Origin of the sequence: Lentilactobacillus sunkii DSM 19904, from assembly GCF_001435575.1 — a bacterium.
In the GTDB taxonomy this organism is placed as follows: Bacteria; Bacillota; Bacilli; order Lactobacillales; family Lactobacillaceae; genus Lentilactobacillus; species Lentilactobacillus sunkii.
Genome location: NZ_AZEA01000002.1, coordinates 143833 through 167339, shown reverse-complemented (window position 1 = coordinate 167339; position 23507 = coordinate 143833). Strand labels below are relative to the sequence as shown.

Below are 23507 nucleotides of genomic sequence, written 5' to 3'. Positions count from 1 at the left end.
CATAAAAAGTTGAAATAATTTCAACTTTTTTGTCACATCTGTAAATAGCTTTCGATTATAAGGGGGACGAAGGGCAGGATATGTTCAAAATTCAGCTTTATCTAGGAGAATAGCCAGATATTAGTAATTGTATGCTGATATGTTAATGCAACCAGTAATAGTCCTTTGGCGATACCGACATGCAAGTTGCAGAGCAAAAGAAAGCAGTTAAAAAGTTTAGCGAAGGTTGAGAAGGATGCGGTTATGAAAGAGTTTAAAACCAGTCTACGTTATAGTTAATTAAAGCAAAACGAAAATGCCACCCAGAAGGTGACATTACTGATAGATTGATTTTTACCAAGCCTTCATAGCGTGGGTCAACTTTGCGCGATCAATATCGCGTTGGGAAAGGGTGACGGTGTTTACGCCACTGTCGTGATTGGTCGTATCATCTTTTTCTCGATCCCAAGAATATTTATAATATTCTTGCGGCAAGCCATCTTCGGTGGCAGTATACCAATAAGCACCCATTATATCGGAAAGGTAAGGAGTATGATCAAGACCTAAATCGTGACCAAATTCGTGGACCAAAACACCTGACCAATAATCAGTCGCTGCGCGTGATGGATCCATTGGATTGTTTTTGTAATTACTGTCACTTTCGTCAGCCATTGCCTCTTGCTGGTTGATTTGGTCATTAACTTGATTATAATTTCGCATCGCCGCAGTTAATTCAGCCTGCCTTTGTTTGCCTAACTGCTCACGCTCTGCCATACCAGTCTGAGTCCCCGCCGCATCTGGCAATTGATTCAATAATTGTTGATACTTGTCCTTAATGGCCTGCTTTTGTTGTTGATAGTTGGCAATGTTTTGCTGCCGTTGAGCTTCTAATGCTTTAAAGTTGGCAGCGGCCTGTTGTTGAGCCGAATCAGTTCCGTCGTGGTGGTGAGTTTCTGAGTCATTGAATGCTGCTTGATCAATATCAATCGTGCTACCCCCAAATTGACCATCGGCATTCGTTAAACTACCAAAATCGACAGTTAGTTGCGCCGGTTTACTGGAATCCATTGTAAAGACGGTCTGTCCTAATGCCGCATTCCATTTATCAATGGCCACTTTAACGTATGGAGTTAATACCGAGTCCGCAACTGTAATGTTTTGCTGGTCGTGTGGAAAATTATCGGCATCATTAATGAAGCCGGATAAATTATAGTTTTTCCACAAAACATCAGCATAAGCCACGTAATCGGCGTTGGTTAAACTGAGTAGTTGACCGGTCGGATCCAAATCCGGGCTCTGATTAATCAAGGTCATCAATTGGTCTTTAGTAATTGACGGCTTAGCATCAGCGTTAGTTGAATTACCAGAATTATTATTCGATTGGGTTGGTGTGGCTGGCTTTTGACTGGTGGTCGTTTTGACTTTGCTGTGTTTGATATAGCCGGACCAAATGTAGCCCTTTATTTTGCCGGAATAGACAAAATAATATAAAGCGTTTTTGCCATTAGCCTTCTTTAACTTAACCTGGGTCCTGGATTTGAAAGTGCGATTCTGATAAGTTTTGGCTTTATGTATTTTCCTTGTCAGCGTCTTAGTTTGATACAAGTAGCCCTTTTTCAGTTTTAAGTTTTGGTAGTGGTGATGATAGTATTTCACTACCTTGGCTTTTTTTATTGAATGTGTCTTGGCGGTTACGGTAACTGGTTGGGCAACGGTGGGAAAAGTGGCCCCACTAAATAATGTTACTGCCATTGCCACCGCAATAATTGATTTTTTCACGATAAAAACTCCCCTCAATCGTTTTTTTAACGATCCCTCAAACATTGAACATTTACATTATAGTTCAATTACTATTAATCATCGCTATTAATTTTGGGTAATCAACCTGGGTATATTAATTATTGCTCCGGTAATGCTTTTACTTTAGCGTACTATTTATCCATCTGTTTTCCTTGCTCCATCCAATCATTTCTTAATTTTGAGAGCCTGAGACCACTTTTAATCGATACATCTAGATGAGTTAACCAGTTAACCACTGAAACAGGTTTCGACTTCACTTCAAAACAAAATCTATCATGCTGTGTACACAAAAAGCGGGAATCCATCACAGATTCCCGCTTTAATATTCTCGAACATTATCCTCATATAATCCCACTTTCCCACAACACATAAAGTCCAATAGCCACAAACACAATCGGAATAATGATTTCCTTGTAGTGCTCCACCTTGTCCTTAATAAATGGTAAGTTGGCGATTGTGTAACCGATAAAGCACCAGACGCCGGTCATAATCGTGAAGACGACAACGGTGAGGATGAGCTCTCCAACCGAATATTCCGAAAATAATGGGATGTACACGGTTAAGTTCCCGGCGCCGTTGGAAATGGTCACAAATGCCACTGACAGCATCTGTGTTCGAATGATCCGGGTCAGGTGGGGCAATTTTTTGTTAATGCGGAATTTTAAGTCATGATTAATCACTTTTTTAACTGCGGTTTCTTCAGGGTTCTCTGCAGTCTTTTTGCGGTATTGATACCACTTTTGAATGCCGACGATGATTGGAATAACACCCAGCCAACCGACCTTGTCTGTGGGTAAAAAGCTCAATCCATAGGCGGCAAACACACTGATCAGAACTAAAAATTCAAAGCCAACAAATTGGCCGATCACAACATCTTTCTTCTGAAAGTGGGAATCGACCTGTGAGAACCAGACTGCCAACACAAACGTGTCATCAATATTGGTCCCAATGAATGAAATAATGCTGGTGATGATTGTCGCAATCATGTCGCATACCGCCTTAACGTGTTCAGTAAATTCAACTACTTTTAGTATAACGTAAGTGGCAGGTTACCATTGCTTTTAGGCACTATGAGGGAAACAGATTTTCCCATGTTTTATCATCAAGGCTGAAGATGGTATCATGATTATGCATTTGAATCGTTTAATTGAAAATGGTTTGAGGGGGAAGACAATGTTCATGAAATTGAAACTATCACATGCAACTAAAAAATTAATTTTGAGTGGCATCTTAAGTATTGGCATCTTGCTGTCATTACCAGCTTCTGCTCATGCTTACACTAATTTGGGCGAAAACAGCGACATTCAATACGTCAAGGTTAAACGGCCTTTGTTCACCGGGCAATACACCAAGGTAAACGGCAAGAAAGGTCACAAGATTATCTCGCCAAAAGGAACAATCCTCAAAGTAGAAGCTACCAATGGCGGATCTTGGGCATATTTTACCCGTGGTGCAATTAGTTATAAAAAGCAGCAGCGGATCTATCAGGTGCCTCAAACTACGAAAACTTACAACAAGCACTATACGACCAAGTATTTCAGGCCATACAAGTTAAAGCTGCCGGTTCGAACGCTTGCTTTACAGGCTGGAACTGGATTTACCAACAGCAAGGCAGGCAACTATAAACCCATTTTTTACATTACCCTCGATGGATACCTCCAGTATTACAGCACCCCGCGATTAAAACATTACGGTATTCAAAATAGCTGGGAAGCAACCCATGAATCCCGTGCGGTTGATAATCCAATCTGGACCATTAAGCCAACTACAGCGGTCAAAATTTATTCTTTTAAAACAAAAGGCAAGACATCCTACATTTATTACAAAAAGCCGGTTATTGGATTAACTGAAAAAAAGGTGTCGGCCAAATATTATCGCTTATCAATCACTAAACACCAAACTGTTAGTAAGAAGTGGAACTATGGCGATGAGGACTGGAAACAGGGCATTTGGACGAGATACTCCGTTGGCGGTCATCAATTCTATTATCTGGTAGAGATATCTGAAGGTGATTAATGAGTGTAGATATTTCCAATTTGTACGGGTCAGATTAAATGAATCGGTATTATAAATAGTAATGAAAGAAAGCCTGCCGCATGGAGATGAAATCTCTTGCGGCAGGCTTCCTTTTAAACTTTTATTTACATTCTTTATTGATGATGGTGGGTAAGAAGGCGATCATTTAGTTAAATAATAGCCCTGACCTTTGAGCTTATGGCCATTAATATAAGTGAAGGTTTCTTTGTAATGGTATCCTTGAACTTTGTATTTAACGGTATACTTTTTATGGCCAAGGTATTTATACATGGACTTGGAAGTTCCACCGCCTTTTCCATATACAGTGATCTTATTCTTAGTAAATTTGTATGCAGCATAACCATCAGATTTCCAAGTGCCAATGAATGCTTTTGGAGATCCCTTATGCCAACTTGCAGCGTTCACATCATTCGAATTGCCAACTGCAAATAACAATCCTAGCGACAGGGCAACTGTTCCCAACAATATTTTCCGTTTCTTCATTTACGTAATCCCCTCTTTGCTTATCATTAGTTAACATCATTGCTGAATTAACATGTTAATTATATATCTACCTTGTAATGGAGAAAACATTTATTTCATCATTTATGAAAATAAATGTAAGCAGCGTTAAACCAATATAACAAATAAACGACTCCCAACATTTCTGTCGAGAGCCGTTTTCGTATATTCTGATTAATCTCAGTACATCCCTTGAATAACCAGCTTCTTATTAGCCGTCACATAAGTCCCATCGGTCAACTGATAACGGGTGGTCAAGTTCCACTTAACAATCTTCTTAACCCGCAAATGTGAACCTTTTTTGAAGTGTTTGACCTGCTTGGTTAGGTTCTTGTTCTTATAAGCATGAACACCTTTAAGATTAATAACGGTGATCAATTTCTTCTTAGGAACTGACTGATAATAGACTCTCACCACATACTTCCGGTTGGCAGTAATGTAACCACGTTTGCCGGCAGTTTTGCTGTGATGGTTAACATCACGGACTTGGTATCTCAAGGTGCCACCGTGGGAACGGGCATAACCGGTCACCACAAACATTGGCCGATTGATTCGCTTCTGTTTCGGATAAGTGGCAATGCGTTGGGATTTCTTGAAATTCCCGTGTTTGTACATATAAATCTTCTTAGTTGCGTAAACCGCTGAACCTTTAACTGCAGCGTAGTTCGGCAATCCGGTTCCATTTAAATGATTTGGATCTGATGGATTCCAGTTTGGATTGTTGGGAGTTGGGTTTGGAGTAGGGGTCGGATTTGGTGTTGGGTTCACAGGTGTGGGATTAGGTTTCGGGGCAGTTTTCGGCATGACATGAACCTTGATGCCTGTGGAAATTTTCCCATTTGTATAGGTTACTTTGTAAATCTGCGGTACATCAGGGTTCACTGTCCCTGAAACGGTGATCTTATCCAAGCCTATAGGATTCCCATCTATGTCAGTGGCCGAAGTGAAGGCCAATTTAGGATCCCACTTATCACCAACGTATATGGTGACATTATGAACATTAAGTGTTGTCGAGTCTGGTAAATCACCTCCCGGAACCCAAGTTTGAGTCCCGGTTGGATGCTTAGGATTAGTGGCACCATATAGGGCGGCTAAATCATCAGGAAGATACGCCGGTCTGCCTAAAGGCTTAGTAATCGTTCCTTTGTCAACAGCTTGCCATTTATCAGAACCAAGCGGGGCAGGTAAAGGAGCATCGGACAATAAATTAACTTTTGGCCCAAGCACTAATTTAGACAGTTGAGATTGTCGATTGGATTGTTGGTCGATGGCAAACATATCTTGCATGTTTGTGACTTTAGTAGTGTCAAAGTTTGATAAGTCCAGCGACTTCAGTGAGTAATCGCCCGAAAACATGGATGCACTCGTAAGCAAATTTGGTGTTACAAAATTGTTCAAGTCAAGTGTTGTTAGTTGCGGTAAATTACCAAACATCCAGCCCATGTCCGTTACATTACGAGTGTCAAACTTTGACACATCAAGGCTGGTCAACTGATCAGCATAGAAAAACATACTGTTCATATTGGTCGCGCTGCTGGTGTTGAAAGAATTAAGATTGAGGTGCTTAATTCCGGCTTCCCTAAACATTCCCCACATGTTGGTAACTTTGCTGGTATCTAAAGGGGACAGATCTAAATTGTCAGTGAAAACGGTCGAAAACATCATCGACATATCAGTTACATTGCTGGAATCCAAATGTGATAAGTCGATTGAAGTTAGTGACCGAGAGTAATAGAACATTCTTGACATGCTCGTTGCTTTAGACGTGTCCATGTTCTCCATACCCACGATAGTTGTCAAATTATTCATGTTTGCAAAAAAATCTACAGGAGCTTTTCCCTCTAAATAAAGAGGGCCTTCGATAACCATTGTTGTGACTTTTCGTTTCCACAAATACCATTCTGCAACTATATACTGTGCAGGAACACCATTCCAGGGATAGTTGTCGCCTACTTCTGCAAATTCAGCTGGTAAATCCTCACTGGTAATTGTTCCCGGCCCGATGTAAAGCGTATGATCGCCATCAAAGCGCCAGTCAACGGTTCCGATCTTGCCGCTTTGACCCTCTATTGGAATCGGATCATCCTTCAGCAACTGACTCGTATTGCCGGTTGGCAGGTTGTTCGACAATGTATCCGCTTTCACAAATGTGTCGAAAAATAGAAAGATTCCAATAACAGTCAGTAATGTTCCTAAAAATCGTTTCAGCCCCTGGTTCATAATTGCCCTCCCATGAATAATGGATATGCGAAAACTTAAGCCGTATGTAATGCACCTAACTTGCTTAACAATAACAAACAAGCCGTTTTAGCTCAAGCAGAAAGTCTTATCTTTTTCCGCTAATGAATCTAACTTAAATGAATGATGATTTCAAGAAAAATGTCGATTTTCGTGGCTTCTAATCTGATTTCAGGTATGCTTACAATAAAGGAGATGCTGGCTATGTTAGATGCACCAAAAGGACTTGAATATTGGAAAGAGGGCAAAAATGGGGATTATATTGACCCCGAAGTGCCTGAATGGGCGAAAAAAGAGTATCTCGAATACATGAAGTTGATGACCCCTAAGACTGATAAGGACGGGACAACAAAGTTGTATTAAATTATTGAGTAGTTGCTCTCCTTAATCATCAGGCCAATATTCGTAACATTTCTTAAGAGTCGTGTATAATAACGACCTACTTGAGAAATGAATACTGACTATTATTTGAAGTGGGAGAAAATCAAAATGCTATTATTCATGCTTATATCCGTGGTGGCCGGATTCATGCTGGCCAACCAAAGCCCAATCAATTCTGACTTAAGAACAATTGTGAAGTCACCATTTATCGCTGCTGCAATTTCATTTGTGGTCGGAACCATTTTCTTGGCCGTCACTTCGTTAGTCATGAGCGGCAGGGTGTTTCCGAGTTCAACATTTGTTCAGACTCAGCCTGCTTGGATTTGGTTGGGTGGGGTACTTGGTTCAGTTTATTTAACATCAAATGTTTTATTATTTCCCAAAATTGGGGCAATTCAAACGGTTATTCTGCCAGTCCTGGGGCAAATTGTCATGGGATCGGTCATTGATATGTTTGGCTGGTTTGGTACCAGTCAGATTCCAATAACACTGGCAAGATTGGCAGGAATTGCCATTATGACGGTTGGCGTTTTAACTGCGGTCGTACTGCCGAGTGTTGGAAATAAAGATGTTCGAGAGTTTGATTCATCAACGGTGTCTGGTAAAGATCGATTGGTCGTGATGGGCTGGCAAAGCTGGGCTGTGTTGGTTGGCTTTATTGCCGCAATTCAGCAGGCCATTAACGGCCATTTAGGAACGTTGTTGGCATCCCCAAGCCAAGCATCGTTTATTTCTTTTGGCGTTGGAACGGTGATCGTCATCATCGTGGCGTTGGCTGTTGATAAACGCGTTCCAAGTATCCAAGAGTTAAAAAAAGCCAAGCCATGGAACTGGCTTGGCGGATTCTTAGGTGCGTTATTTGTCCTCGTATCAGTGATCACGGTGCCTAAGATCGGTGCCGGTCTCACAATCATGATGGGGCTAATCGGCCAGATATTCGGCTCCATTTTGATTCAGCAATTTGGCTGGTGGCGGTCGGTTAAAAGCCAGGTGGTCCTTGCACAGATTGTGGGGATGATTGTGATGCTGGTTGGGGTTGTGTTGATTAAGCTGGCTTGATTTGTGGGTGGTTAACATTTTTGGATCGACAAATAACAAGTAAGAGTATTTGAAGTAACTATCATCATTTTCTGTTATAATCTAGTTGCTTAAATTAACTGCAAGGGGAGCCATTGTGCTGAGATTAGATTGCATTGCAATCTTAGACCCTTTTTACCTGATCTGGTTAGTACCAGCGTAGGAATGCAACTAATATTACTGGAGAAAATCTTTATTAAAATCCTGTTTTTGAGGTTGAATTCTTTATGAGTTCAACCTCTTTTTGTGCTTATGGGTTCCTTGTGATTAATGAAAAAGCGGTAGTCATTCTAATATCATTTGGAGGTATTCAACATGTCGAAGACAGTATTAATTACCGGTGCAAGTCGTGGGTTAGGTGCACAAATTGCGGTTCAGTTTTCAAAACTTGGTTACAACGATGTGGTCAACTATTTCCACAGCCAGGATTTAGCAGAGCAGGTTGTTGCCAAGATTGGGTCTGATCATGCCGTTGCGATTCAAGCGGATGTTCGCAACCGCCAAGAAGTCGATCGAATGATTCAGCAGGCACTAGATAAGTTTGGATCGATTGATACAGTGGTCAACAATGCGTTGGTCGGATTCAAATTTGATCCCGTTGCGCAGCAGGAATTTGCTGATTTAACTTGGGATGACTATCAAGCCCAACTGGACGGAACCCTTAAAGGTGCGTTCAATGTGATTCAAAGTGCACTACCAACAATGAAGAAACAGCATAGTGGTCAGATTGTCAGCATTGGTACCAATCTTTATCAAAACCCAGTGGTGGCCTATCATCAATACACAACCGCCAAAGCGGCACTCATTGGTTTTTCACGGAATCTAGCTGTGGAATTGGGCCAGTATGGCATTACCGTGAACGTGGTATCGGGTGGTTTGCTCAAGATGACGGATGCCAGTGCAGTCACTACGCCGGAAGTCTTTAAAATGATTCAGGATAGTACACCACTAAGGAAAGTGACGACCCCTGAAGACGTCGCTAAAACAGTTGCTTTTCTAGGATCGGATGCAGGTAGTGGGTTGACCGGACAGAATGTGACAGTGGACGGCGGATTGACTATGAATTAAAGAGCAGCAAAAAGCACTGACTATAATTAGCCAGTGCTTTTCATTTAGAATCAGAACAGATGGTGAGGCCATTCTATTTCAGGCAGCGTAATCATGAAAACACATCCTGATTACTGTTGAAGTCAATGTTTTCCTTGAATAACCAGTTTCTTATTAGCTGTGACATAATTCCCATTCGTCAACTGATAACGACTGGTCAAATGATACTTAACAATCTTCTTGACCCGCAAGTGAGCGCCTTTCTTAAAGTGCTTCACATAGTTGGTCAGGTTCTGGTTCTTATATGCATGAACACCCTTGGGATTGATAACGATGATTTGCTTACTCTTAGGCATCGATTGATAGTAAACTCTCACAACATACTTGCGGTTAGCTGTAATGTAACCACGCTTGCCAGCGGTCTTGCTGTGATGATTGACGTCACGAACCTTGTATCGTAATGCACCACCATTCGAACGAGCATAGCCGGTTACAACGAACATCGGTCGATTAATCCGCCTTTGTTTTGGATAAGTGGCAATCCGTTGTGACTTCTTGAAGTCGCCACTCCTGTACATGTAGATTTTTTTGATGGCATAAACAGCTGAACCTTTAACTGCAGCGTAGTTTGGTAAGCCGGTTCCATTTGGATTCTTTGGAGTGGATGGATTCCAGTTAGGATTCGTTGGTGTCGGCGTACTTGGTGTTGTTGGAGTAATTACACTTGTTGAACCACCACCATTATTTGGATTAGACTTTGCCGGAACTCTGATGATAAATGTGTGTGTAACCGTTGGTGCTGCCTGATCTTTGATAGTGAATGTAACTGATTTACCAGCCTCATCCGGGTTGTCGAGTCCAGTAATCTTTCCATTTGCATCGATCTTAACGTTAGAATCTCCACCAGTCCACTGTGGATCGATATATCCTGTCTGTGCTAATTGCAATGTTTTGGATCCAGTGGGTGCGTCAATTGTGCTTGTGCCAGTGGTATCAGTAATTTGAGTTGGCGTAGCTGAACTATCGAATGCATATGAATATGCATAAGTTGGCTTGAATTGGCCTGTTCCTGCTTTTTTAAAGAATAAATACAAGGTACCGGTCAAATTCGCTTTTACAGGAGTCATCTTAACAACAGCAATATTATTGTTCTGAATTGTGTTGATGCCATCAATAATCCCATAGTTGTCATTTGTATGTTGGGCGTCGGCCGGTTCGACCTTTAAGCTGCCATTTGAAATTTTTGCACCGGTTGGTGAAAACTCACCGACCTCTATTTTGACGGCGTCACTAACATACGGAGCATATCCAACAATTGCTAAGTTATTAGGAAAAAGTTGAAGTCTGGAAACTGTAAATGATTGTCCGTCAGTACCGTTATCCCTATCATTACTAATAGCTGTGGCAGGTATTTGAGTTGGTTCACTCAGGCTATTTAGTTGGTTACTAAAGTTGTTATTGATGTAATCTGGCAAAATGTCATCATCAGGCAACCAGTAGAGAAACCATTGGCCATCCTTAAAATTACTAATATCGAAGTTTGTATCTGCCGCATGTGCAACAATTGCAGTGGGCGTGATATTAGGCGAGATAATGGCAGCGGCACCTAAGACACCAGTCGTAATTAAGCTAGCACAAATGAGTGAAAGAAAATGTTTGTTTTTCAAGATTTATTCCCCCAAGTCATAATATGATTTAACACTTTTATTATAGATCTTATTCATAATTATATACGTTAAGCGGTAGAAAAAACTAAAATTGCAACTGAGTAAAATCCTATTTTTGCAATTACCTGGCTCACATATATTGCAAAATTAAAAATTCTCACTTGACATTCTCATAATAAAGCCTAAAATCTAATGTTAAATTGATAAACAAAAGCAGTGAAAAGATGAGTAGGCGACAAACAGCACTTAGAGAGTTCACGTTTGGTGAAAGTGAACTGCTGGGAGTCGGTGAATATGGTCTTTGAGTAAATGTTGGCGAGCTTCAGTAAGCCGGCATGGCGAACGCACCTTATCGCGTTGGAGTATTCGAGCATCTGCTTGAGCACTCTATGAGTCATGCAGTGTGAACTGCGTGAAAACTAAGGTGGTAACACGACAATTTCGTCCTTGTACAGGTAAATCCTGTATGAGGACTTTTTTATTCGAAAAATTAAGAGGAGTGATTGGAATGACAGTTGCAACAAAGGTAAAATTTCCATATCGGTATGATGAAGTTGGTAGTTTATTAAGACCCAGCAAATTAAAGCAGGCACGGGCAGATTACGAAGCTAAGAAGATCAGTGTCGACCAGCTGCGTGAAGTTGAAAATCAAGAAATCAGTCGAATCGTTAAAAAGCAGGTTGAACTTGGCTTGAAGGATGTAACCGATGGTGAATTTCGTCGCAGCTGGTGGCATCTTGATTTCTTTGCCGGATTAAAAGGTGTGACATACTTCGTTCCAGAACATGGCTTTATTTTCAATGGCGAAGAAACTCGTGCCGGCGGGGTTAAATTTACCGGTAAAATCGAATATAATCCGGACCATCCATTCTTTGACGGATTCAAGCATCTGAACAGCATCGTCCCTGAAGACGTCACTGCCAAGCAAACCATCCCAAGTCCATCGGTATTCTTCCCTAACAAGGATGCCAAAGTATTTGACGAATACTACGATGGCGATTTTGACACATTTTTAAATGATGAAATAGAAGCCTACAAAAAGACTGTTCAACATTTTTACGACTTGGGCTGTCGCTATCTCCAGCTTGATGACACCTCGTGGGGGATGTGGGCCAGCTTCTCCAACAAGACGTTGAAGCCCGAGCTCAAACCATTGGCTGAGGCTGCGGTTAAAGCAATTAATGCAATTGTGGACAGCAAACCAGACGATTTAACCATTACCATGCATGTCTGCAAAGGTAATTATGATTCAACTTGGGCCGGTGCCGGCGCCTATGATCCAGTTGCGGATTACCTGGCTCAACTCCATATCGACGGCTTTTTCCTCGAATATGACGATGAACGTTCAGGCGGATTTGAACCATTAAAGAAGATTGCTGACAACGGTCGCAACCAACGAGTAGTCATCGGAATTGTCACTTCCAAGAAACCCGAGTTGGAATCAGAGGACTTCTTGAAGGCAAGAATCAAGGATGCCAGTCAGTATATTCCACTAGATAACCTATGTATTTCACCACAATGTGGATTTGCCTCAACTGAAGAGGGAAACCATTTGACCGAAGAAGACCAGTGGAACAAGCTGGCGTTGGTGATTAAGACCGCTAAGAGTGTTTGGAACATCGAGTAATTAACGAAGTATGATGAAACAATTTGATTCGGAAAGTAGTTTGCAAACATTGTCCAGAGAGTCGGCAGTTGATGAAAGCCGATCTTTGTTTGAAAACGAAAATGGCCGATGATTGGCTGTCATGATCGTCAATGAAAATGACAGACGGGTAGTCCTCGTTATGCGACTTGCCATTTCAATTTGAGATGGTAATTGAGATCTTGTTAGGCAACTAATGAGATGAACTCAGAATGGTACCGCGTTTTTGCGCTTCTGTATTGATACAGGAGCGCTTTTTTGATGGCATGAAATAAGTAAGGAGTGAAAATATGACTGATTTACAGAACCCAATTGTGGATCTTCACGATGTGAGTGTGACTTTTCAGTCAAATGGAAAGCCACTCCACGCGGTCGATAAAGTTAATTTACAGATTAAACAAGGTGATATTTACGGGATTATCGGTTATTCCGGAGCCGGCAAAAGCACATTGGTTAGAACCATCAATCTTCTCCAAAAGCCGACTGCTGGAAAAGTAACCGTGAGTGGTAAAGATTTACTGCAGCTTTCCAGTTCCGAGTTGAGAAAGGCTCGAAAAAAGATTGGCATGATCTTTCAACATTTCAATTTGTTGAATTCACGAACAGTCCTCAACAACGTTGAATATCCGTTGCTAAGCCAACGAATTAGCAAAGTAAAACGTCAAGCTAAGGCCAAGCATTTGTTGGAAGTTGTTGGGTTGGCCGAATTTGAACATTCGTATCCAGAGCAATTGTCCGGGGGCCAAAAGCAGCGAGTGGCGATTGCCAGAGCCTTGGCGAATGACCCAGATATTCTGGTGAGCGATGAAGCCACCAGTGCGTTGGATCCCAAAACCACTGACGATATTTTGGACCTTCTTAAGCATCTGAATGAGACATTAGGATTGACAATCGTCCTGATTACTCATGAAATGCAGGTGATAAAATCCATCTGTCATCATGTTGCAGTGATGGATGACGGCAAGATTATCGAGCGGGGTGAGGTAGCGGAAGTATTCTCGAATCCGCAACAAGCCCTGACGCAAAACTTCGTCGATTCATCCGCCAACGTGACCGGTGCTTTGGAGCAAATCAAAGCCGATCCGGATCTGCAGGACTTGGCTGAAGGTGAAAGAATCCTGTATTTGAAATTTAGAAATAAAGCAACAAAAGAGTCATTAATCTCAGACTTGACCGAGCTCTATCAGCTCAAAGCGAATATCTTATTTGCAAATATTGAACGCATTCAAACCACGTCGATTGGGTATCTCATCATCATTTTGTCAGGAACCCCCAAAAGGTTGGCTGACGGGATTAACTTTTTAAATCGCCACGGGGTAAGAGTTCAACTATTGCCTGGCAAGAAGGGAGCTGATAATGATGCTGAAGCAAATATTTCCTAACGTTGCCCATATCTGGCCACAATTTGTTCAAGGTATTTGGGACACCATTTATATGACGGTTTGGTCATCGGTTATCGCCGGTGTGCTTGGATTGGTCGTTGGAATCATCCTAGTGATTACCCAAGAAGGCGGCATCGCAGAAGACAGCTACGTTTACGGTTTAACGGACAAAGTTGTCAATCTGCTTCGGTCAATTCCATTCATTATCTTGCTGGCGGTGATGTTTCCGATCACTAATTTTATTGTCCATACAACCGTCGGAACCACGGCAGCATTGGTCCCCTTGGTTGTTGGTATTTTTCCGTTCTATGCACGGCAGGTTCAAAATGCATTGCTGGAAATTGATCCACAAGTTATTGAAGCGGCACGGTCGATGGGATCCGGGAATCTTGAAATCATCTTCAGAATATATTTGCGCGAAGGCTTGCCCGACCTGATTCGAGCATCGATTGTGACCGTCATCAGTTTGATTGGCTTAACCACAATGGCTGGGGCGATTGGTTCGGGGGGCCTTGGGGATGTCGCAATCAGTATCGGTTATGCCCGATATCAAAATGATGTCACCATTGCTGCTATGCTCGTGATTTTACTAATGGTCTTTCTTGTTCAATTTTTGGGCGACTGGCTGGCAAGAAAAACGGTTCATTTGTAATTTAATTTAAAACTAAGGGAGATCTCACATGAAAAATAGTAAGGGAATTATTTATACAATTATTGGCCTGGTGGTCATTATCGGTATTGTGTTTGGTATTCATTCGTTCACAGGAAATGCATCAACTGCAAAAAATGCCACAATCACAATTGGGTCCCAGGGATCGGATTATGATATTTGGAATCACATCGCAGATAGTAAGCAGGCTAAAAAGTTAGGATTAAAAATTAAAGTCAAACAGATTACTGATGGGGTTCAGCTCAACAATGCCACGGCTCAAGGCAGCGTTGATGTGAATGCCTTCCAATCATATTCATATCTCCAGGCTTTCAACCAACAGCATAAGAAGAACCAGTTGGTTGCTTTGGGTACGACGTACTTGGAACCACTGGGAATTTATTCAGATAAGTACAAGAAAATCAGCCAAATTCCAAATGGTGCCACAATCGCCATTGCCAACAATCCGGCCAACACCGCTCGGGGCTTGCTGCTCCTCCAAAGTGCCGGCTTAATCAAGCTCAAGAAGAACTTCCCAGCTCTTGGAAATACCAACGACATTGTATCCAATCCTAAACATCTGAAATTCAAGGAAATTGATGATACCACCGGCCCACGAGTGGTTCATGACTTGGATGCCGTATTGATTTCCAACACGGTTGCCTTGGAAGGTCACTTGAACGTATTGAAAGATTCAATCTTCCATGAAAAGATTGATGTCAGCACAAGGAGCAACATCAACATTTTGGCAACTGCCAAGAAGAACAAGAACAACGCCAACTACAAGAAGTTGGTTAAGCTTTATCACAATGCTACCATTCAAAAATATATCAAAGATAAATACGACGGCACCAAAGTTGAAGTTCAGAAGCCACTGTCTTATCTGAAGTAACGATATTTTATTAATCGACAGCAATACCCTCAGAAGCCAAAACGACATATTTGGTTTCTGGGGGTATTTTTTCTCTTCCAGTGGGGCGGGATTTTCATCCTAACGTGATTTTTTAACCTCCGAGTGACGCCCATCAACCTCCGATAATCGCTTGAACAGCAAGTTGGCGTAAAACCCGATCAAGCCAAAAAGCGAAAGGAAACAGCCGATCAGCAGACCCGGGGTTCGGTAACGCATGCTGATTGTGTCATGTTGGGCCGATAACGGGATTGCCGTAAAGTCACCCAAGACTTTTCTGGTCATGACTTGTTGGCCGTTCACCTTAGCAGACCAACCGGAGTCATACGGAATCGACGTATACAACCATTGCTGACGAGTGTCTGTCCGAGTCACGTTTCCTTCAAGGCGGTTGTTGCTGAAAGTTGGCTTAAACGATTCGGACTTTAATCTTTGTGCTAATCCAATCAGCTGCGGTTCATTGAGCGTCCGAAAATTCATCTCAGCCATTGTCTTGGCATGATTACTTCTGACTTTAACAATCAGAGAACGCCCTTTGCCAAATGTACCAAGCTTGACCAGGTATCTTTTATGAAGGGTATTCGCAATGGTCTCAAGATGGTGGCCGTTAACTAAGATTGCAGAGTAATCAAAGCTTGGGTCCAACGTATCCATATACACCGGCCCGCTCATGGTGGGAGTAAGCCTCATTGTGAATTCAAATGCGCCTGATTGGTGCGTCTGGATTCGCGTGCTCTTTAAAATCGAGTCTTTAATTAGGTATGGCTGGGTAGTCGGCTTGATACGTTGAAGGACGTTTTCCAGATTCGAAAAGATATCGCCCGGCTTGAGGCTAAGTGCAGTAAAGTTCGCGGTGACTGGAAAGCCCATGCCAACATAAGTGGTGTTCTGAACCGGCGGTGTATTTTCCTGGTGGGTATATTTCACTCCCAGAAGCATGTTGGAGATGGCCGTCGTCCCGGCAGTGGATATCCGCCGTTGATTTTTGCTGAATAATCCAAGTTCCTTCAATGATTGCCGCAACGACTCGGTTAATGTCGAGCTATACTCTTGAAGGCCATTGAAGTTGAACAGCATCGGGTCGTTATAGCCCAAATAATGTTCTGTAAACGCCGGAGTTAATAGTGGATCGCTGACATTGCTTCGGTAAAGCTGCTGTCCAGGGCTTGATGGCGGTGAAAGTTGGGCAGATTCACGCGTATATCGAGTTGCATATGCTGTCTGATTGCCAAAGGGCTCGCTTTGCAGGGTGGAAACAAAGTTGCTGCCCATTTCAAATAAGACGAGACTGCCAAATGCAATCTTGGTCAATCTTTTCTGGGCAACAAACACCAGAACTGCAAACATCAGTACCAACACCAAATTGCCTGTTAGAATTTTCGGCGAATTGGGCTGGAGTCCCAGGTAACCGCTAATCGGGGTGAAACTGCCGTATTTGATGAACAGCCAGCCGATTATCAGCAAGACTTCGATCATTATTGGAATGCCGAACTTAAAGCGTTGGGCAATCAGCTTTGGGTTCGACAGCCACGCTTCATAAGCGGTAACTATCAGCATGAAGCTCAGCAAAAATGAGTAGCGAAACGGCGATCCGGACGGCTCATTGAACATGTGCCAGGCAAGATTGACCGGCTCGATCAACATACTTAGAAATAAAGTAATCAGCGTAAAAGCAGTGCCGACTTTACGTTGCTGGTTAATTTTTGGATGAACAAAATAGACACAAACCAGCAGAATAATTGCAAGCGATGAAAAGATGGCCGGTGCATGGAATAGTCGGTTAACGTAGTCCTGACCGCCAAGGCCCAATTGAGAAAAAACTTCAAATCCAAATTGCGGGTGAGTCACAGCACCCATGGCAGATGCATCCCCTGGTGATGTTTTGGCAGTTTGAAACATCCCCAATCCTGCAGGAAGCAGCACCACCATGCTTGTTAGAACACTGCACAACAGTGTAAAACTGAAGGACTTAATGAAGGGCAGATTCCTGCTAAGCCGGGTTTTGACTCCGGAGTCGGACAAGTGGCCAGCCAACATCAAGTTGACGGCATAAATGATTGTGAAAATGCCAATCATATAACCAATATAGTAATTCACGATGATACACAGACTAAACCAGATAAACAGCTGACTGCCGGAATGACCGTCCTTGATCCGATCGATTCCATAACAGATTAATGGCAGACAAATGAGTCCGTCAAGCCACATGATGTTGATGAAATTCGCGGTCACGTAACCACAGATGCCGAACACCACGGCAAAAATCGGGTTCATCCAGTTGAAACTCTGAAAATGTTTGACCAGATAGAAGCTCATGGCTGCCGAAATGGCACTCACTTTCAGCATCAGAATAATGGTGATCGCCGTTGGAACCTGGCTGGTTGAGAACAGCAGAATAATGACATTAAATGGGCTCAAGAGATAGTAAGCCACCAACGGCACTATATTTTCACCGACCCCCGTGTGAAATGAGAACGTTGAGAAATTTTCTGTCGCAATGGCATGCTTAAAAAACGAGAAAAACGGTGAATATTGAGCACCCATATCGCCAACCAGAAGATTCTGGTTCCCAAAGGGGGTGATGTGATTGACCGCCAATATGATTGCGATCGTCATGAATGATAAGCATCCAGAGACGAGCATGAACAAGACGGTTTGCGATTTGATTGATTTAAAGGTCATGAGTGATCCCTCTTTTATCATGGATCAATTCAGTCAGGTCAACTTGTTTTTGACGAAAAGCTGCCAATACCGTTTCGCACCATAGCAGTGAGAACAAGCCGCCGCCAAATACATCGACGGGGTAGTGAACTTGGAAATAGACCCGAGAAATTGCGACCATTGCCAACCAAAAAGCCATGATCATGGTGAGTGAAATTTTTAGTCGGATAGAAGATATGATTTGAAATCCAAATTCAACAATGACAAAGACCAAAATGACCGATCCAACGACGTGGCCACTGGGAAAACTGTAGCCGGAAGCCGGCGTGATCATGGTTGTCGGTCGGGGCCGTTGAACGATGAATTTAACGAACAGGCAGGCAACGTTTCCGGTGACAGCAGTCGTGATTGTGATCAGTGCTTCATAGACCATTTTCATTTTCCAAAGGATAATTGCCAAAATCAACACAATCGAAATTGTGACCGTTGGACTCCCACTAAACGTGATCGCTTTAAAGATTTCAGTCCGTTGAGGCGTTATAAAGCGGTGAACATATTCAAGCGCCTGCATATCCAACAGGATCAACTGTGGCAGTCGGACAACAACCGTAATGGCAAGGGTGAGAAACGTGGCCCAACCGATGGTGATGTAGGGGTGCTTCGTGAATGTTTCGATTCTCATCATGTTCTCCTTTCCTGTGCTTGATTGACGCTTAAAGAATACAGTGGTTGGCGAAAAGCTTATACAGGCGATAAAAAAGAAGAAAATGAGAATTTATCAGAAAGTGGACGTTAAAAAATGACCCTAAGAGAGGTACTCTTAGAGCCAATGGTTTATTGTGCTATTCAGTTTTTAACAGTTTATCGTGAGGCTCGGTGACGGAACCGATTGTTTAACAACGTCATGGCCATTGGGATGGTTGAGATAAGGACGATCACAAGCGTCATGAGTTGAAAGTTTTCTTTGACGAAGGGAACATTACCAAAGAAAAAGCCGCTTAAACTCGTCAGCATGACCCAGCTGATGCCGCCGATTACGTTATATTTCATGAAGGTATTGGGAAGCATGCCACTCATGCCCGCAGTAAACGGAACCAGTGTCCGAATGATTGAAACAAACCTGCCCAGAAAAACCGCGACGTTTCCGTGACGGGCAAAGAAAGTTTGTGATTTTTGTAAGGTCGCTGGACTGATTAGTTTTGATAAATGCGGGTGATCCGCAAGTTGGCTGCCAAAGTGGCGGCCAATATGAAAATTAATAAAATCGCCAATCGTGGCGGCGATTGAAAGGATGACGATCAGCTTGTAAATGTTAATTGAATTGTGAAAAGCTGCCAGTGATCCGAATAAAAAGAGAATGGAGTCACCGGGCAGAAACGGCGCCACAACTAGGCCGGTTTCGGCGAAGACCAATAAAAACAGAATGCCGTAAACCCAGGCACCGTAATTGGCCATCATGGCAGGCAGGGTGGTGCTCAGATGAAGAACTGTTGTGAGAAAAATGGTTATCATGCAGATTACCTCAATTCATTTGATGTGATCATGATAGCTGTTTCCAATCAAGTGTGAACGTAGCTTGAGATGAGCAGATTCTGTGAATTTCTCAGTTTGGTTGATTGGCAAGCGGTCCATCCTTTGGAAATATCACGTTAAAGCTGACACCCTGGGGCTGAATATCGGTCACTGTAATGGTCAGATTATTCAATTTTGCCAGTTGAGAGGCGATCGACAGTCCAAGCCCATTCCCGGCTATCTGGCTGTTATGAGCATGATCGCCGCGATAAAAGCGGTCAAAGATATGCTGCTTATCTTCGTCGGCAATACTTGCCCCCGTGTCTTGGACAGAGAGGGTCGTCTGACCGTTATCCTGGTGAATCAGAACTGTGATGTCGGCTGATTTAGGAGAATATTTGCCGGCATTATCGAGTAAGACTGACAAAATCTGTGAAATGTTGGTTTGGTTTGCAACTACCATCATGGAAGGCTCACCAATAACTTTGATCGGTTGTTTGAGAACGACGCGTTCTTCTTCTACGGTTTCATTCACAATACCGACCAAGTCAAAGCGGCTCTTTTCAACGACTTCCTTGTCAGCCCGTGAAAGGGCCAGCAGACTGTTAACCAGCGCCTGCATTTTCGCTGACTCATCATCAATAAAATTCAGTGAACGATCGATGATTTCCGGATGCTCTTTACCCCGGCGCTTGACGAGTGAAATGTGACCACGAATCGCGGCAATTGGCGTCCGTAGTTCATGGGAGGCGTTTGAAATGAAGGCTTTTTCTTTATTATTATTCTCAATAATTGCTGTTAGTAGTGCGTTGAAGCTGGCCGAGAGTTCATGAACTTCAGTTGGCGAGTCGGGAACCGGAAGCAGATTTTCAACATTTGTGACCGACTTACTTTGCTGTTGAGCTGTTTCCTGCAATAAACGCAAGGATCTTGTCAGGCGTTTGGCAATCAGTGAGATTAGGAACCAGCCCAGAATTAATCCCAAAATTAAGACGATGATGACGACCAAGACCACTGAGCCTAACGTTTTGATGATCGGATTGAGACTGATCCAAATTTCGGAATGTATATTTTTTTGATCTCCGTGCCGGACACCTGACCGATAGTAAAATAGGCCGTATCCCTTCGCGTAAATGAGGGCGGGAAAGAAAGGCAGATGAATGATTTTTGAGATTTCATTTGGTTTGGCTGCCAGAAATTGTTTTGCACCTTTAGAGTAAAATAACACTGATTGCTCTTGTGAAATGGCCTGACTGGAGACTCTGACGTAAGTATCCTGAGTATTAATACTGCTGTTGCGCCGCCACTGGTGCCAGTCGGGCTTATCGTCAATGAAAGATCGATTTAAGCTTCGCAGGAGTTCCACCGACTCGGTCTGGCGCTGGTGAACCAGGTTGACGCCGACAACAATCACGACTGCTGTTCCGGTCAAAAAGGCAAAGCAGGAAAATAAAATAATAAAATTATGGCGGATTGCTTGAAAAGTAGTCTGACGTTTTTTTCTTCGCACGCTGATTCTCCTATTCCTGATAATTTCCAGATAAGACGTAACCAATTCCGCGGACGGTATGGATCAATTGCTTTGGATAATTGCGATCCACTTTATTACGCAGGTAGCGAATATAGACGTCAACAACGTTGGGTTGGCCTTCAAAATCAACTCCCCATACCGAGTCCAAGAGTTCATCTCTGGTGAGGGTGTCGCCGGCATGACGGATCAATGTCAATAGCAGCTCGTATTCCCGCTGCGTCAGCTGGATCAGGTTGTTGACCCGGGTGACCTGACGCGATTTGGTATTCAACGTTAAATCTTCGACCGTGTATAAGTCACTCTTTTTCGTATGCTTGTTCTCGTGACGCAGCATGACCCGAATCCGGGCGAGGAGTTCTTCAATTTCAAATGGTTTGGTAATATAGTCATCGGCACCGCTGTCCAAGCCTGCAACTTTATCGCCGACATAATCACGGGCGGTCATCATGATGATTGGAATGTCGTCATTTTTCCGAATGCGTCGAAGAACTTCCAGACCGTCCAATTTGGGCAACATCCAATCTAATATAATCAAATCCAAATTTCCCCGATTATTATCATATAGCTGTAAAGCTTCAAGGCCGTCTTTTGCCAAATAGACCTGATAATCCTCGAACTTCAATTCCGGAATCAGGTATGAGCTCAGAGCTTCTTCATCTTCAACCAGCAGAATTGTATTTGTCAAAATGACCGCCTCGGCTTTCATCAATTGTTTTGTCAGATTCTGGTTCCAACTTATCCCAAATAATTTTTAAAAGCAACGGAAAGCCTCTGTTATTGTAGCTTGCCTAAAAAGCAGGTAATAGCGGCACTAAATAACATGTTTATGAGGTTTTATCAGAATCCTGTTACAAAACATTTTATTAAAACAGTTGACAGAATATGAAAACTAAATTATAGTTCTACTCATAATAAAATTTTGGAAACGGAGGACGGCGTCATGAAACTTATTAATTCAATTATTAACAACCGAGTGGCACCATCTTTCAACCAGGATTTAGCCTTATTATTAAAAATCAAGGACCCGACATTGATTCCGAAGTAGTGAATAGCTACCAGGCAATCATACAAGTTGAGCCCTTATTTCGTTTTTAATGATGAGGGCTTGATACATCCAGATTCAAAACCTCATTCATTAAAGAATGAGGTTTTTTATTTGCCCAAGGAGGGATGCTTATCGGTGTTACCTGATCCAAATGATTGAAGTTCGCAGTTAGACAAAATACATACAAATTGAAAGTGGGTAGATTTTATGAAGAAGAGCACGATGAAAAAAGTTGTCAGCATGGCCGCAATTGTAATGACCGCAGGGGTTTTTGCCGGATGTAGTACCGCCAAGACAACGACCAAGGGAAATCAAACAACTGGAAACACGATCAAGATTGGTGTCAACATGGAACTTTCCGGCGCAGCTGCCGGCTATGGCCAATCACAAAAGCAGGGGATTCAATTAGCTGCATCTGAAATTAACAAAGATGGCGGCATCAACGTCAACGGCAAGAAGAAAAAGATCAAGCTGGTGATTCGGGATAACAAGACTTCCAACAACACATCAGCATCGGTTGCCGCTCAGTTGACCAACAACGATAAAGTGGTCGCAATTGTCGGCCCTGCAACCACCAACGCCGGAACCGCTGAAATTCCAAATATCACCAAAGCAGCCGTGCCGAGTGTCAGTCCATCAGCGACTGATCCGGCATACACGCTCAAGAAGAACGGCAAAGTTCAGCCATATGTATTTAGAGCTTGTTACCAAAACAATTTCCAAGGCGCAACAGCTGCCAAGTTTATGACCAACACCTTGAAGGCTAAGCGGGTTGCCGTATATGCTGACAACTCAAGTGATTATGGAACCGGATTGGCAAAAGCATTTAAGAAAGCCTACACCGGTAAAGTCGTTGACAGCCAATTCTTCACGGCTGGCGACAAAGATTTCAATGCAGTCTTGACATCATTTAAATCAAAGAAAATTGATGCCATTTACGCACCGGGTTATTACACAGAAATTGGTTTGATCATCAAGCAGGCCCGTCAAGCCGGCATCAATGTGCCAATCGTTGGTAGTGATGGAATGGCTGATCCTAAGCTGGCTCAAATCGCTGGTAACAACAATGCCTCAAAGATTTACTACACAACCCCATTCTCGGACGATGTAGCGAAGGCAAACCCAACCGCTGTGAAGTTCATGAATAAGTACAAGGCAAAGTATAACCAGGACGCACCAACCTTCTCAGCATTGGCATACGATTCGGTATACATGATCAAGCAGGCAATTGAAAATGAAAAATCAGCAGATTCAGTAAAAATCGCAAAGGGCTTGGCAAAGATCAAGAACTTCGACGGCGTTACCGGGAATATCACAATGGACAAGGAACATAACCCGGAGAAGCCGATTGCGATTGAAGAGCTGACCAAGGGGAAGGTTAGTGAGTCGTTTAATGTGAAATAGTGTAGTGTGCGGAACGCAACGGGTGATGCGGTGTGTAAGGA

The 23507-nt window shown here is 42.8% G+C and carries 19 protein-coding genes, 1 riboswitch and 2 other annotated features; of the genes, 9 read left to right on the top strand and 10 right to left on the bottom strand.

The window, feature by feature from the left end; all coding sequences use genetic code 11:
* Positions 1–333: 333 nt before the first annotated feature.
* Entirely contained in the window at positions 334–1758 is a 1425-nt protein-coding gene (locus tag FD17_RS02800) for a matrixin family metalloprotease (protein ID WP_057823422.1), read from the bottom strand.
* Positions 1759–2120: 362 nt separating this feature from the next.
* The gene (locus FD17_RS02795; RefSeq protein WP_057823421.1) at positions 2121–2765 is read right to left on the bottom strand and encodes a cadmium resistance transporter; all 645 of its coding nucleotides are present in this window, start codon (positions 2763–2765) and stop codon (positions 2121–2123) included.
* A gap of 187 nt (positions 2766–2952) precedes the next feature.
* Between FD17_RS02795 and FD17_RS02790 the strand changes: the two genes are divergently transcribed.
* Positions 2953–3795, top strand: coding sequence for a hypothetical protein (locus tag FD17_RS02790; protein WP_235803160.1), 843 nt, complete (start codon positions 2953–2955; stop codon positions 3793–3795).
* Positions 3796–3957: 162 nt separating this feature from the next.
* On the opposite strand, the gene FD17_RS02785 is transcribed toward FD17_RS02790, so the two are convergent.
* On the bottom strand, positions 3958–4299 hold the full coding sequence (locus FD17_RS02785) for a hypothetical protein (RefSeq protein WP_057823420.1): 342 nt from the start codon (positions 4297–4299) through the stop codon (positions 3958–3960).
* Between the two features lie 198 nt (positions 4300–4497).
* The gene (locus FD17_RS13020; protein ID WP_082617110.1) at positions 4498–6537 is read right to left on the bottom strand and encodes a BspA family leucine-rich repeat surface protein; all 2040 of its coding nucleotides are present in this window, start codon (positions 6535–6537) and stop codon (positions 4498–4500) included.
* Between the two features lie 222 nt (positions 6538–6759).
* Between FD17_RS13020 and FD17_RS13315 the strand changes: the two genes are divergently transcribed.
* The 3 genes from FD17_RS13315 to FD17_RS02770 all read left to right on the top strand — a co-directional run bounded on the left by FD17_RS13315 (position 6760) and on the right by FD17_RS02770 (position 9081).
* Positions 6760–6918, top strand: a complete 159-nt coding sequence (locus tag FD17_RS13315; RefSeq protein WP_164479000.1) for a hypothetical protein — start codon at positions 6760–6762, stop codon at positions 6916–6918.
* Between the two features lie 126 nt (positions 6919–7044).
* Complete coding sequence (locus tag FD17_RS02775; RefSeq protein WP_057823418.1) at positions 7045–7995, top strand: DMT family transporter; 951 nt, start codon at positions 7045–7047, stop codon at positions 7993–7995.
* A gap of 93 nt (positions 7996–8088) precedes the next feature.
* Positions 8089–8196, top strand: a riboswitch (TPP riboswitch).
* 132 nt (positions 8197–8328) lie between these two features.
* Positions 8329–9081 carry a 3-oxoacyl-ACP reductase gene (locus FD17_RS02770; protein ID WP_057823416.1) on the top strand — a complete coding sequence of 251 codons (753 nt, stop codon included), beginning with the start codon at positions 8329–8331 and terminating at the stop codon, positions 9079–9081.
* A gap of 122 nt (positions 9082–9203) precedes the next feature.
* Here the strand turns inward: FD17_RS02770 and FD17_RS13015 are convergent, their stop codons facing one another.
* On the bottom strand, positions 9204–10727 hold the full coding sequence (locus tag FD17_RS13015) for a DUF5776 domain-containing protein (RefSeq protein ID WP_082617108.1): 1524 nt from the start codon (positions 10725–10727) through the stop codon (positions 9204–9206).
* Positions 10728–10934: 207 nt separating this feature from the next.
* Positions 10935–11179 (top strand) — a binding site (T-box leader).
* A gap of 56 nt (positions 11180–11235) precedes the next feature.
* Between FD17_RS13015 and FD17_RS02760 the strand changes: the two genes are divergently transcribed.
* The 4 genes from FD17_RS02760 to FD17_RS02745 all read left to right on the top strand — a co-directional run bounded on the left by FD17_RS02760 (position 11236) and on the right by FD17_RS02745 (position 15295).
* On the top strand, positions 11236–12354 hold the full coding sequence (locus FD17_RS02760) for a 5-methyltetrahydropteroyltriglutamate--homocysteine S-methyltransferase (RefSeq protein ID WP_057823414.1): 1119 nt from the start codon (positions 11236–11238) through the stop codon (positions 12352–12354).
* Between the two features lie 14 nt (positions 12355–12368).
* Positions 12369–12611: a binding site (T-box leader), on the top strand.
* 51 nt (positions 12612–12662) lie between these two features.
* Complete coding sequence (locus FD17_RS02755; RefSeq protein ID WP_057823413.1) at positions 12663–13754, top strand: methionine ABC transporter ATP-binding protein; 1092 nt, start codon at positions 12663–12665, stop codon at positions 13752–13754.
* The gene (locus FD17_RS02750; protein WP_057823575.1) at positions 13732–14406 is read left to right on the top strand and encodes a methionine ABC transporter permease; all 675 of its coding nucleotides are present in this window, start codon (positions 13732–13734) and stop codon (positions 14404–14406) included. Before FD17_RS02755 ends, FD17_RS02750 begins: the two co-directional genes overlap by 23 nt.
* Positions 14407–14434: 28 nt before the next feature.
* On the top strand, positions 14435–15295 hold the full coding sequence (locus FD17_RS02745) for a MetQ/NlpA family ABC transporter substrate-binding protein (RefSeq protein ID WP_057823412.1): 861 nt from the start codon (positions 14435–14437) through the stop codon (positions 15293–15295).
* Positions 15296–15394: 99 nt separating this feature from the next.
* On the opposite strand, the gene FD17_RS02740 is transcribed toward FD17_RS02745, so the two are convergent.
* The 5 genes from FD17_RS02740 to FD17_RS02720 form a co-directional block, all read right to left on the bottom strand.
* A complete protein-coding gene (locus FD17_RS02740) occupies positions 15395–17995 on the bottom strand; it encodes a YfhO family protein (protein ID WP_057823411.1) in 2601 nt (866 codons plus the stop codon).
* Positions 17985–18659 (bottom strand): phosphatase PAP2 family protein, encoded by a 675-nt coding sequence (locus tag FD17_RS02735; RefSeq protein ID WP_235803159.1) that lies wholly within the window; start codon positions 18657–18659, stop codon positions 17985–17987. The genes FD17_RS02740 and FD17_RS02735 overlap by 11 nt, the downstream gene beginning before the upstream one ends.
* A 176-nt stretch (positions 18660–18835) precedes the next feature.
* Positions 18836–19486 (bottom strand): VTT domain-containing protein, encoded by a 651-nt coding sequence (locus tag FD17_RS02730; RefSeq protein WP_338092487.1) that lies wholly within the window; start codon positions 19484–19486, stop codon positions 18836–18838.
* A 91-nt stretch (positions 19487–19577) separates the two neighbouring features.
* A complete protein-coding gene (locus FD17_RS02725; RefSeq protein WP_191983119.1) occupies positions 19578–20996 on the bottom strand; it encodes a sensor histidine kinase in 1419 nt (472 codons plus the stop codon).
* A 10-nt stretch (positions 20997–21006) separates the two neighbouring features.
* Positions 21007–21702, bottom strand: a complete 696-nt coding sequence (locus FD17_RS02720; RefSeq protein WP_057823409.1) for a response regulator transcription factor — start codon at positions 21700–21702, stop codon at positions 21007–21009.
* A 567-nt stretch (positions 21703–22269) separates the two neighbouring features.
* On the opposite strand from FD17_RS02720, the gene FD17_RS02715 reads away from it, so the two are divergent.
* Complete coding sequence (locus FD17_RS02715; RefSeq protein ID WP_057823408.1) at positions 22270–23466, top strand: ABC transporter substrate-binding protein; 1197 nt, start codon at positions 22270–22272, stop codon at positions 23464–23466.
* Positions 23467–23507: the final 41 nt, after the last annotated feature.

Excerpts from the sequence above, each read along its gene's own strand:
- FD17_RS02760 (WP_057823414.1), top strand. The coding sequence starts at position 11,236 with ATGACAGTTGCAACAAAGGTAAAATTTCCATATCGGTATGATGAAGTT.
- FD17_RS02745 (WP_057823412.1), top strand. The coding sequence starts at position 14,435 with ATGAAAAATAGTAAGGGAATTATTTATACAATTATTGGCCTGGTGGTC.
- FD17_RS02715 (WP_057823408.1), top strand. The coding sequence starts at position 22,270 with ATGAAGAAGAGCACGATGAAAAAAGTTGTCAGCATGGCCGCAATTGTA.
- FD17_RS02795 (WP_057823421.1), bottom strand. The coding sequence starts at position 2,765 with ATGATTGCGACAATCATCACCAGCATTATTTCATTCATTGGGACCAAT.
- FD17_RS02750 (WP_057823575.1), top strand. The coding sequence starts at position 13,732 with ATGCTGAAGCAAATATTTCCTAACGTTGCCCATATCTGGCCACAATTT.
- FD17_RS02740 (WP_057823411.1), bottom strand. The coding sequence starts at position 17,995 with ATGACCTTTAAATCAATCAAATCGCAAACCGTCTTGTTCATGCTCGTC.
- FD17_RS02755 (WP_057823413.1), top strand. The coding sequence starts at position 12,663 with ATGACTGATTTACAGAACCCAATTGTGGATCTTCACGATGTGAGTGTG.
- FD17_RS02785 (WP_057823420.1), bottom strand. The coding sequence starts at position 4,299 with ATGAAGAAACGGAAAATATTGTTGGGAACAGTTGCCCTGTCGCTAGGA.
- FD17_RS02770 (WP_057823416.1), top strand. The coding sequence starts at position 8,329 with ATGTCGAAGACAGTATTAATTACCGGTGCAAGTCGTGGGTTAGGTGCA.
- FD17_RS13315 (WP_164479000.1), top strand. The coding sequence starts at position 6,760 with ATGTTAGATGCACCAAAAGGACTTGAATATTGGAAAGAGGGCAAAAAT.
- FD17_RS02790 (WP_235803160.1), top strand. The coding sequence starts at position 2,953 with ATGTTCATGAAATTGAAACTATCACATGCAACTAAAAAATTAATTTTG.
- FD17_RS13020 (WP_082617110.1), bottom strand. The coding sequence starts at position 6,537 with ATGAACCAGGGGCTGAAACGATTTTTAGGAACATTACTGACTGTTATT.
- FD17_RS02730 (WP_338092487.1), bottom strand. The coding sequence starts at position 19,486 with ATGATAACCATTTTTCTCACAACAGTTCTTCATCTGAGCACCACCCTG.
- FD17_RS02775 (WP_057823418.1), top strand. The coding sequence starts at position 7,045 with ATGCTATTATTCATGCTTATATCCGTGGTGGCCGGATTCATGCTGGCC.
- FD17_RS02735 (WP_235803159.1), bottom strand. The coding sequence starts at position 18,659 with ATGATGAGAATCGAAACATTCACGAAGCACCCCTACATCACCATCGGT.